Annotated in this window: 13 protein-coding genes; 11 read left to right on the forward strand and 2 right to left on the reverse strand. The window is 41.1% G+C overall.

What is annotated here, in order from left to right:
* The first annotated feature begins 519 nt into the window (after positions 1–519).
* The 7 genes from OVN23_RS10160 (at position 520) to ccpA (ending at position 5,539) form a co-directional block, all read left to right on the forward strand.
* Positions 520–711 (forward strand): hypothetical protein, encoded by a 192-nt coding sequence (locus OVN23_RS10160; RefSeq protein ID WP_173219521.1) that lies wholly within the window; start codon positions 520–522, stop codon positions 709–711.
* Positions 708–902 carry a hypothetical protein gene (locus OVN23_RS10165; RefSeq protein ID WP_173219523.1) on the forward strand — a complete coding sequence of 65 codons (195 nt, stop codon included), beginning with the start codon at positions 708–710 and terminating at the stop codon, positions 900–902. Before OVN23_RS10160 ends, OVN23_RS10165 begins: the two co-directional genes overlap by 4 nt.
* Positions 889–1,773: an ABC transporter ATP-binding protein gene (locus OVN23_RS10170; protein ID WP_173219526.1), complete on the forward strand. Its 885-nt coding sequence runs from the start codon at positions 889–891 to the stop codon at positions 1,771–1,773. Before OVN23_RS10165 ends, OVN23_RS10170 begins: the two co-directional genes overlap by 14 nt.
* A 1-nt stretch (position 1,774) precedes the next feature.
* Positions 1,775–2,512, forward strand: coding sequence for an ABC transporter permease (locus OVN23_RS10175; RefSeq protein ID WP_173219530.1), 738 nt, complete (start codon positions 1,775–1,777; stop codon positions 2,510–2,512).
* The gene (locus tag OVN23_RS10180) at positions 2,512–3,609 is read left to right on the forward strand and encodes a sensor histidine kinase (RefSeq protein WP_173219533.1); all 1,098 of its coding nucleotides are present in this window, start codon (positions 2,512–2,514) and stop codon (positions 3,607–3,609) included. The genes OVN23_RS10175 and OVN23_RS10180 overlap by 1 nt, the downstream gene beginning before the upstream one ends.
* On the forward strand, positions 3,610–4,209 hold the full coding sequence (locus OVN23_RS10185) for a response regulator transcription factor (protein ID WP_173219536.1): 600 nt from the start codon (positions 3,610–3,612) through the stop codon (positions 4,207–4,209).
* A 319-nt stretch (positions 4,210–4,528) separates the two neighbouring features.
* Positions 4,529–5,539 (forward strand): catabolite control protein A, encoded by a 1,011-nt coding sequence (ccpA, locus tag OVN23_RS10190; protein ID WP_050253459.1) that lies wholly within the window; start codon positions 4,529–4,531, stop codon positions 5,537–5,539.
* A gap of 297 nt (positions 5,540–5,836) precedes the next feature.
* Here ccpA and OVN23_RS10195 read toward each other — a convergent pair whose 3' ends face one another.
* Positions 5,837–6,799: an asparaginase gene (locus OVN23_RS10195; RefSeq protein WP_173253239.1), complete on the reverse strand. Its 963-nt coding sequence runs from the start codon at positions 6,797–6,799 to the stop codon at positions 5,837–5,839.
* A 65-nt stretch (positions 6,800–6,864) separates the two neighbouring features.
* Between OVN23_RS10195 and OVN23_RS10200 the strand changes: the two genes are divergently transcribed.
* Both OVN23_RS10200 and OVN23_RS10205 read left to right on the forward strand, forming a co-directional pair.
* Positions 6,865–8,256, forward strand: coding sequence for a Cof-type HAD-IIB family hydrolase (locus tag OVN23_RS10200; RefSeq protein ID WP_173253238.1), 1,392 nt, complete (start codon positions 6,865–6,867; stop codon positions 8,254–8,256).
* The gene (locus OVN23_RS10205) at positions 8,253–8,411 is read left to right on the forward strand and encodes a hypothetical protein (RefSeq protein WP_218774513.1); all 159 of its coding nucleotides are present in this window, start codon (positions 8,253–8,255) and stop codon (positions 8,409–8,411) included. The genes OVN23_RS10200 and OVN23_RS10205 overlap by 4 nt, the downstream gene beginning before the upstream one ends.
* Before the next feature lie 72 nt (positions 8,412–8,483).
* Here the strand turns inward: OVN23_RS10205 and OVN23_RS10210 are convergent, their stop codons facing one another.
* On the reverse strand, positions 8,484–8,936 hold the full coding sequence (locus tag OVN23_RS10210) for a universal stress protein (RefSeq protein WP_031223038.1): 453 nt from the start codon (positions 8,934–8,936) through the stop codon (positions 8,484–8,486).
* 161 nt (positions 8,937–9,097) lie between these two features.
* Here OVN23_RS10210 and OVN23_RS10215 point away from each other — a divergent pair, with 161 nt between their 5' ends.
* Entirely contained in the window at positions 9,098–9,400 is a 303-nt protein-coding gene (locus tag OVN23_RS10215) for a hypothetical protein (RefSeq protein ID WP_173219408.1), read from the forward strand.
* Between the two features lie 156 nt (positions 9,401–9,556).
* The gene (locus tag OVN23_RS10220) at positions 9,557–10,771 is read left to right on the forward strand and encodes a pyridoxal phosphate-dependent aminotransferase (RefSeq protein ID WP_000666459.1); all 1,215 of its coding nucleotides are present in this window, start codon (positions 9,557–9,559) and stop codon (positions 10,769–10,771) included.
* Positions 10,772–10,926: the final 155 nt, after the last annotated feature.

A 10,926-nucleotide genomic window follows, 5' to 3' on the forward strand; every position in this document is an offset into this window, starting at 1 on the left:
AGGCAAGTGACGAGTCAAGAGCAATGAGGCTTGAACAAAGTGAAAGCCAGCGTCTTTAGGCGCTGGCTGGTAATTTGGGCTTATAGCCCTGAGACAAACCACCCGTTTGACGGGTGGTTATGATTTTCAGCAATTCATTTTGGCAGCGTATACTTTTTGTCTCCAACCTTTTCAATAAATACCGTAGTTTAGGTATCCACATTGAAATTTAACAGATTTTATAACTCTTATAAATTTTAGGGTTTTGTTCAACGTATAATATATGTGTTTGTCTGATAAAAATTTCTACTTTTTTTGATTTTAAATAAGTATTAGTTTATATTATGGTGTGAATTGGGTTTGATATCTCTTTTGAGGAAGTTGCCTTAGATTTTTCTAATTGTGTTTTATTGTATAGTGTATCTTGCTTATTTTGAACAGAATCTTTTATGACATTTGTCATATTTACGAGTGACAGAAGTATCTAGCTCCGCTAACTTCAAAAGACTATAATTGAAGTATGAAAGGGAGGAAGAAAAAATGAAACATAAAGTAATTGTCGCAATGAGTTTAGTAGCAGCAGGAGTTATGACCTATCTCATGTTCTCAGGATTGGATGAAGATTTCTATCATTTTCCTTGGGAGTTATTTGCTGGCTTTGGAATGATGTCTTGGCTTGTCAGAGAAGGTTTGAAATTAGTAAGAGATGTGAAAAAGGAGTTTGAGGAATGAAAAAAGCAATTATCTATTTCTTTATCGGCCTGTCACTCTTGGTATGGTTGGTAGAAATGTTTACTGATTGGTTTGATCAAGCCTTCCTTCACCAATTCATCCGTGGTGCATGGGGATTAGGATTTATGATTTTTATCGTCTTTCCGATGGGAAAGGAGTGGCTGAAAGGAGAATATTATGAACATGATTAAGGTACAAGGCTTACATAAAAACATCAAGGGTAAGGCTATTTTGAAGGATATTTCCTTTGAGATAGCTGAAGGTGAATGTGTTGCCATGATTGGGCCAAACGGAGCAGGAAAGACCACACTCTTGGACTGTTTGCTCGGAGATAAATTGGTCACCAGTGGGCAAGTATCTATTAAAGGTTTACCAGTGACGAGTTCAAAGTTAGACTATACTAGGGCTTACCTCCCTCAAGAAAATGTAATCGTTCAGAAATTAAAAGTTAAAGAGTTGATTGCTTTCTTTCAAAAAATTTATCCAAATCACTTGAGTAACCAGGAAATCGATCAACTATTGCAGTTTGATCAGCAACAAAAAGAGCAATTTGCAGAAAAATTATCAGGTGGACAAAAGCGTCTTTTCTCTTTTGTCTTGACCTTAATTGGGCGACCAAAGCTTGTCTTTTTAGATGAGCCTACATCGGCTATGGATACCTCAACTCGTCAACGTTTTTGGGAGATTGTCGATCAGTTAAAGAAAAATGGTGTGACCATTGTCTATTCTTCTCACTATATCGAAGAGGTAGAGCATACAGCGGACCGAATCTTGGTCTTGAATAAGGGAGAGTTGATTCGTGATACGACGCCTCTAGCTATGCGTAGCGAGGAAATAGAAAAGTACTTTATCCTTCCTATAGCTTACAAGGAAGTCGTAGAGAAGTCAAATTTGGTTGAAAACTGGACCCTAAAGCAAGATTCTTTGCAAGTAGTCACTCGAGAAGCAGATGCTTTCTGGGAGCTATTAGCCCAAGCAAGATGTAGGATACAAGAAATCGAAGTTAATAATCGTAGTTTGCTGGATACAATCTTTGAAGAAACGCAAAAAGGAGATGACTAAGATGAAACGATGGATTGCACTAAACAAGATAGAATTTTTATTGACCAAACGACAATTAGTCTATTATCTATTATCCGTAGGGATGCCGACAGCCTTCTATTTATTCTTTTCAGGCATGTACCAGGACACACCTGGTGGACCAGATAATTTTATGCGTGACTACCTCATCTCCATGACAGCTTTTTCCATGATGTCGACAGCTATCTTTTCATTCCCAGCTGTCTTACATACCGATAAAATCAACAACTGGCAGAAAACATTACGTCATAGCCCTGTAAATATGGTAGAATATTATCTATCAAAGATAACAAGTATGATGGTTGATTATTTGGTCTCAATTCTGGTTGTTTTCTCAGTTGGGCATTTTGTAAGAGGTGTGGATATGTCTTTAGGAAGCTGGATTGGGGCTGCGTTCTTGCTGATAGTAGGAAGTGTAGCTTTTGTAGCGCTTGGCTTGACCTTGACACTCTTGCCTTCTAGTCAGCTGATGTCTGTCGTGGGCAATCTTCTCTATCTAGGCTTGGCTGTTTTAGGTGGACTCTGGATGCCCATCTCTTTATTTCCAGACTGGATGCAAGCAATCGGGAAGTGCCTACCAACTTATCAGTTGATGGAGTTGCTCAAGACCTTCTTAAACGAGGGTAGCATCAATCTATCAGCCACAGTTTATCTACTTGTTTTTTCAGCAGTTTTGTTTGGTTTGACCATTTACCTTCAAGGTCATAAGGAGAATGCTTAATGCTTGAAAGACTGAAAAGCATACACTATATGTTTTGGGCTAGTTTAATTTTTATGATTTTCCCCATCCTACCTGTAGTGACTGGGTGGCTCTCTGCCTGGCATTTATTGATTGATATTCTATTTGTAGTAGCGTATTTGGGTGTTTTAACAACTAAGAGCCAGCGCCTATCTTGGCTATATTGGGGCATCATGCTGACTTATGTAGTTGGGAATACTGCCTTTGTTGCTGTTAATTATATCTGGTTTTTCTTTTTCCTATCCAATCTCTTAAGTTATCATTTCAGCGTAGGTGGTTTAAAGTCTTTACATGTCTGGACTTTTCTTCTTGCTCAAGTCCTTGTTGTGGGCCAACTGTTGATTTTTCAGAAACTCGAAGTTGAGTTTCTATTCTATCTACTTGTAATTCTTGCTTTTGTCGATTTAATGACTTTTGGCTTGGTTCGGATTCGGATTGTGGAGGATTTGAAAGAAGCACAGGCTAAGCAAAATGCCCAGATAAATCTATTGCTTGCTGAAAATGAACGCAGTCGTATCGGTCAGGATTTGCATGATAGTCTGGGACATACCTTTGCCATGCTAAGTGTTAAAACTGATCTAGCCTTGCAGTTATTTCAAATGCAGGCTTATCCACAGGTAGAAAAGGAATTAAAAGAAATTCACCAGATCAGCAAGGATTCCATGAATGAAGTGAGAACCATTGTGGAAAATCTTAAGTCTAGAACTTTGGCATCCGAACTAGAGACTGTGAAAAAGATGTTAGAAATTGCTGGAATTGAGGTGGAAACGGATAACCAACTAGATACTGCTAGCCTTACTCAGGAATTGGAGTCAACGGCTTCCATGATTTTGCTTGAGTTGGTGACCAATATCATCAAACATGCCAAAGCGTCGAAGGCCTACCTGAAATTAGAACGGACAGAGAAAGAACTCATTCTAACAGTGAGAGATGATGGCTGTGGCTTTACTTCTATAAAGGGGGATGAGCTCCATACAATTCGAGATCGTGTCCTTCCATTTTCGGGAGAGGTAAATGTGATTAGTCAGAAACAACCGACAGAAGTTCAGGTTCGACTACCTTATAAGGAGAGAAAGTAGATGAAAGTATTAGTCGCAGAAGATCAAAGTATGTTGCGAGATGCCATGTGCCAGTTGCTCACGCTTCAACCGGATATAGAGTCTGTCTTTCAAGCCAAGAATGGGCAAGAAGCAATCCAACTATTGGAAAAGGAGTCTGTAGATATCGCCATCCTTGACGTAGAAATGCCTGTTAAGACAGGTCTTGAAGTTTTGGAGTGGATACGAGCAGAAAATTTAGAAACAAAGGTGGTTGTGGTGACGACCTTCAAGCGCCCTGGTTACTTTGAACGTGCAGTCAAGGCTGGAGTAGATGCTTATGTCTTGAAAGAAAGAAGCATTGCAGACCTCATGCAAACTTTGCATACTGTCCTCGAAGGAGGCAAGGAGTATTCGCCTGAATTGATGGAAGTGGTGATGACGCATCCCAATCCGTTGACAGAACAAGAGATTGCTGTTTTAAAGGGAATTGCTCAAGGCTTGTCTAACCAAGAAATTGCAGACAAACTTTATCTATCCAACGGAACAGTCCGAAACTATGTTACTAATATTCTTTCGAAACTAGATGCAGGTAATCGAACAGAGGCAGCTAATATCGCAAAAGAATCTGGTTGGTTGTGATATTGTCATATATCGGAAACCATCATGTGCTAAAATTGAAGTTATTCAATCAAACAATTTTGTAACTTGAGGAGGCTTAGTTTCCTCCTTTTTGTTTCGTCAAAGGTGGTAGCAAGGAGCTAAACCTAGGCTTTCTATGAAATTTTTTCAATCAATCTTCAAAAAAAGCTTGAAAGTGTTTACAAATAGTGATAAAATGGAATAAGTAGAAACATGAAAACGAAATTTTCACATCTTCACTTTTGTAAGTAGATGTAGAGCTTCAATCGGTGCCTCTACTTGTAAAAGAATGTGTGGGATAGAAAGGGCAGGAAAAGGAATGAATGCAGATGATACAGTAACCATTTATGATGTCGCTCGTGAAGCGGGTGTTTCCATGGCGACGGTCAGCCGTGTGGTCAATGGCAATAAAAATGTAAAAGAGAATACCCGTAAAAAAGTGCTAGAGGTAATTGATCGTTTGGATTATCGTCCAAATGCAGTTGCGCGTGGTCTTGCAAGTAAAAAGACAACCACTGTCGGTGTCGTGATTCCAAATATTACCAATGGTTATTTTTCGAGTTTGGCTAAGGGGATTGATGATATTGCGGAAATGTACAAGTACAATATTGTCCTAGCTAATAGCGATGAAGATAACGAGAAAGAAGTTTCTGTTGTCAATACCCTCTTTTCAAAGCAGGTAGATGGCATTATCTTTATGGGTTATCACTTGACAGATAAAATTCGCTCAGAATTTTCGCGTTCACGTACTCCGATTGTTCTCGCAGGAACTGTCGATGTTGAGCACCAGTTGCCAAGTGTCAATATTGACTATAAGCAAGCAACGATTGATGCAGTGAGTTACCTTGCTAAAGAAAATGAGCGTATTGCTTTCGTTAGCGGTCCGCTAGTGGATGACATCAATGGTAAGGTTCGTTTAGTTGGCTACAAGGAAGCCTTGAAAAAAGCAGGAATCGCTTATAGTGAGGGTTTGGTATTTGAATCTAAATATAGCTATGATGATGGTTACGCCTTGGCAGAGCGTTTGATTTCATCGAATGCAACTGCAGCAGTTGTGACAGGTGATGAGTTGGCAGCAGGTGTCTTGAACGGTTTGGCTGATAAGGGTGTGTCAGTACCAGAAGAATTTGAAATTATTACTAGTGATGATTCACAAATTGCACGCTTTACCCGTCCAAACTTGACAACGATTGCCCAACCTCTTTATGATCTTGGTGCCATTAGTATGCGTATGTTGACCAAGATTATGCACAAGGAAGAGTTGGAAGAACGTGAAGTTCTCTTACCTCATGGATTGACAGAACGTCGCTCAACACGAAAACGGAAATAGAAAAAATCAGGGAATCGTGAAGATTTCCTGATTTTGTGCTCTTAAACAAGAGATGTTGACTTAATGAATACCACAGAGCGGACTAGGCGGCTGGTTAAAGGCTACGGCAACACACTGCTTTGAGGTTGTAGATAGAACTGACGAAGTCAGCTCAAGGCACTGCTTTGAGGTTGTAGATAGAACTGACGAAGTCAGCTCAAAACATGTTTTTGAGGTTGTAGATAAGACTGACGAAGTCAGTAACCATACATACGAAAAGGCGACGTTGACGCGGTTTGAAGAGATTTTCGAAGAGACTTACCCTTCCATATAGTCTTTCAAATCCTGTCCTGTTAGTCCGGCATTGAGGGCGATGAGGAGTTTCAAGCGGGCTTTTTGGGCATTGAGTTCTTTGACAAAGAAGACACCAGATTTTTGCAACTGCACGCCTCCACCTTGGTAGGCATAAACAGGTTCGGCAATACCGTTAAAGCATCGTGATACCAGAGCGACTGGGATTCCTTTTTGCAGAAGGCTTTCTAATTTTTGAGCCGTTTCTTTGGGAATATTACCAGCTCCGAAGGCTTGGATAATCAAACCGTCCAATTGTTCCAAATCCAGCATATCAATCAGCTCATCTGTCATACCAGCATAAGCCGAGATAATAGGGACTAAGCCTTGTATGTGATCAAGGTCAAAGCGGACACGAGGTTCAGCTGTTTTGAAGTAGAGTATTTCCTGTTTCATGATGAGACCGAGGGGACCGTGTGTTGGAGTCTGGAAGGTGCTGACGTTGGTCGTATGTGTTTTGGTAACATACTTGGCAGCGTGGATTTCATCGTTCATAACGACCAAAACCCCTTTGTCCGCAGCCTTGTCATCGCTAGCTACCCGCAAAGCACTCAGATAATTATAAACCCCATCACTACCGAGTTCATTGGAGCTGCGCATGGCTCCTGTTAGAACGATAGGCATATGGGGAACTTCCATGGTGTCAAGGAAATAGGCTGTTTCCTCTAAAGTATCGGTCCCGTGTGTGATCACCACCCCATCGTAGTTATCTGCTTCCTCTTTAATTTTCTGGTAGAGAGCCAGCATATGCTTAGGTTTGATATGGGGGCTTGGCAGGTTAAAAAAGTCCAAGGCGTGGACTTGGATTCCTTCAAGAGGATTGGACACATGGTTCATGGGATTATCTGAACTCGTCACAACAGCGCCAGAAGCATCGGCCTGCATGGAAATAGTCCCACCTGTATGTAAAACAAGGATTTTCTTAGGCATGATTTACTCACTCTTTCTGAAATGTGGTATAATCATTGTATCACAAAAGGGGAGATTGGGATAGGATGGAAGTCAAAGCGGTTTTTTTTGATATCGACGGAACCTTGGTCAACGATCGCAAGAGTGTTTTGAAATCCACTAAGGACGCGATTAAAATCGTCAAAGAACAAGGGGTGCTTGTCGGTGTAGCGACAGGACGAGGACCTTTTTTTGTTAAGGAATTGATGGACGATTTGGACCTGGACTTTGCGGTAACCTATAATGGCCAGTATATCTTTAATAAAGACAGAGTCTTGTTTACGAGCCCTATTTCCAAGTTGCATTTGCGCCATCTAATTAGCTATGCTAAAAAAGAGGGCAAGGAGATTGCCCTAGGGACCAAGGATGCCATGTTAGGTTCCAAAATCATGTCCTTTGGTCTGGGTTCTCTTTCCCAACGAATCAGTCGCTTCGTTCCCTCTGTTTTAACTCGAACAGTGAGTCAGTCTTTTAATCGCATGGTCAGCAAGGTGGTTCCCCAAAAGGAAGAAGACCTACTTCATCTGATGAATCAGCCTATCTACCAAGTTTTAATGCTGATGACGCCAGAAGAATCTGAGAAGGCGGCAGCTGATTTTGAAGACTTGAAATTGACACGTAGCAATCCTTTTGCAGCGGATGTTATCAATCAAGGAAACTCTAAATTGGAAGGCATTAGACGAGTTGGGAAAGAATATGGTTTTGATCTCAACCAAGTCATGGCCTTTGGTGACTCAGATAATGACCTTGAAATGCTGGCGGGTGTCGGTATGTCGGTCGCTATGGGAAATGGTAGTAGCAGTGCCAAGGAAGTTGCCAAGCACATTACAACCAGCAATCAGCAAGATGGAATCCACAAGGCCCTGGAACATTTTGGTGTTCTGGCCTCAGAAAAAGTCTTTGTCAGCCGTGACTATCATTTCAATAAGGTCAAGACCTTCCACCACATGATGGATGAACGGACCCAAGAAGAACCTCGAGCTTGGGATTTAGAAGGTGCAACCCATAGGGCTGGCTTTAAAATAGAAGAATTGGTGGAGTTTGTTCGAGCTGCCAGTTCTTCTGAAGAGGATTTTGGTCAAGCTCTATCGCAACTTCATCAGGCTCTTGATAAGGCAGCATATAAAGTAGCCAAGAAGACACCTGCTCAGCAAGATTTGATAGGGCAAGTGGATGCCTTGATTGACACACTTTACTTCACCTACGGTAGTTTTGTCTTGATGGGGGTGGACCCAGAACGTATTTTTGACATTGTTCATCAAGCTAATATGGGGAAAATTTTTCCAGATGGCAAGGCTCATTTTGATCCAGTGACCCACAAAATCTTAAAACCAGATGATTGGGAAGAAAAATATGCTCCAGAACCTGCTATTAAAAAGGAACTGCAGCGTCAGCTTAAGGCTTATGAACGTCATAAAGAGAGAAATAATACTCAATGAAAATCAAAGAGCAAACTAGGAAACTAGCTGCAGGTTGCTCAAAGCACTGCTTTGAGGTTGTGGATAGAACTGACGAAGTCAGCTCAAAACACTGTTTTGAGGTTGCAGATGAAACTGACGAAGTCAGTAACATACCTACGGCAAGGCGACGTTGACGTGGTTTGAAGAGATTTTCGAAGAGTATAAATAGTAAACAAAAAGGAGCGCTGAGCTCCTTTTCTTTGTAATTATAAGGTTTTTTCTTGTTCTCTCACAACCAGCAAATCGACCTTAGCATGGCGGAGAATGTATTCAGATGAAGAGCCGACCAAGAGGCGTTCAAAGGCGTTGAGACCAGTTGCGCCAACTAGAATGAGGTCCACTTCCTCAGCATCTGGAATAGTACGTGCTAGTAGGGTCTTTGGATTTCCCATTTCAATGACGATATGAACATCTGCCACACCAGCATCTTTAGCACGTTTTTCGTACTCTTTCATCAGACTTTCAGCGTCAACTTGGAGTTGTTCGTAAACTTCAGCATCAAAGGTGGATACGCTTTGGAGAGCGCGTGTGTCAATGACATGTGCGATGGTGAGTTTAGCGTCGTTTCGTAGAGCAGAATGAACTCCCTTGATAAAAGCTAAGTCTGCTTCCTTAGAACCATCGATTGCGACCATGATATTTTGGTAACGTTGTGCCATAATGAAACCTCCTGAAATTTTCTTACTATCATTGTAAACCTTTTCACTATAGAAGTAAAGCAAAAAAAGTATTTTTCAAAAGAATGTTAGTGCTTAAAATCTATATAAATATATGATAAAATAAAAGAAAGGATAGCAGGAAAGAAGTGAAGGGAGGGAGAATGATGAAAAACTCTTTTCAAGAAGCAAAAAAATCAAATTTCCTTTATTATGGAATCATCCTAGTTTCAGTCTTGCTAGAAGTTATCATGATCTGGCAATTAGAGAGTCTGGTACCGCTTCTTTATCCAGGTTTTATCGGCTTTTTAGTCTTTCACCTACTCTACCATCTGATTTTATTCCTAGTTGCAAAACGAAGTGGGCGTTGGGGTTACTTGATGATATGGGGGCTCTTCCTCATGTTCAATCTTCTTTATGACTCCTTTTTAGGTTTGCTTTTTCTAGGTTTATCTTTTGGTATGTGATATGTCTTTCGCAAAACACCTGCTATCTCCTCTGTCTTGACCTCGCTTTTAGCGAGGCTTTTCTTCTGTAGGATTTTAGTAACACATTTCAGCAAACTTGTCGCATTGTCTTTCTAGTGGTATAATGTTACTATCTCGATGAATTGAGGAAACAAGATGAAAGAATATAACAAGTCTAGTAAGTTAGAGCATGTTGCTTATGATATCCGTGGGCCTGTTTTGGAAGAAGCCATGCGGATGCGAGCAAATGGAGAAAAGATTTTACGTCTGAATACAGGAAATCCAGCAGAATTTGGTTTTACAGCGCCAGACGAAGTCATTCATGACTTGATTATGAATGCGCGTGATAGTGAAGGTTATTCTGACTCAAAAGGGATTTTCTCAGCCCGTAAGGCTATCATGCAGTATTGCCAATTGAAGAAATTCCCAAACGTAGATATTGATGATATTTATCTTGGAAATGGTGTCAGTGAGCTGATTGTCATGTCCATGCAGGGGCTTTTGGACAATGGAGATGAAGTCTTGGTGCCTATGCCAGACTATCCTCTCTGGACAGCGGCTGTCAGCCTAGCTGGAGGAAATGCCGTTCACTATATCTGTGATGAAGCTGCAGAATGGTATCCAGATATTGACGATATCAAGTCAAAAATTACTTCCAATACCAAGGCAATCGTCCTTATCAATCCAAACAACCCAACTGGAGCCCTTTATCCTAAGGAACTCTTGTTGGAGATTATTGAGATTGCCCGTCAAAACGATTTGATTATCTTTGCGGATGAAATTTACGACCGTATGGTAATGGATGGGCATGTGCATACGCCTGTGGCGAGCTTGGCACCAGATGTCTTCTGTGTCAGCATGAATGGTCTGTCAAAATCCCATCGTATCGCTGGTTTCCGTGTGGGTTGGATGGTCTTGTCTGGACCTAAGACTCATGTTAAAGGCTATATCGAAGGGCTCAATATGCTGTCCAATATGCGTCTTTGCTCTAACGTTTTGGCCCAACAAGTCGTACAAACTTCCTTGGGTGGCCACCAGTCAGTCGATGAATTGCTCCTTCCTGGTGGACGAATTTACGAGCAAAGAAATTTCATTTACAATGCCATTCAAGAGATTCCAGGTTTGTCTGCGGTTAAACCTAAGGCTGGACTCTATATCTTCCCTAAAATCGACCGCAATATGTACCGTATCGATGATGATGAGCAGTTTGTCCTTGATTTCTTGAAGCAGGAAAAGGTTCTCTTGGTTCATGGTCGAGGCTTTAACTGGAAAGAACCAGACCACTTCCGTATCGTTTACCTTCCTCGTGTTGATGAACTAGCCCAAATCCAAGAAAAGATGACTCGTTTCTTGAAACAGTATCGTAGATAGGGCTTACATTCGAAAAAGCGCCAAAAAGGGTAAATTCCCAAACTAACTTCCACTGCTAATCCAAGTGGAAGTTAGTCTGATAAAAATCGTAAAAACCAGTGGAAATCCGTGTCAGGGTAAGTTCTACTGGTTTTAAACATGCTTGATTTCATCGC

The sequence above is a fragment of the Streptococcus sp. Marseille-Q6488 genome (assembly GCF_946902925.1).
GTDB lineage: Bacteria > Bacillota > Bacilli > Lactobacillales > Streptococcaceae > Streptococcus.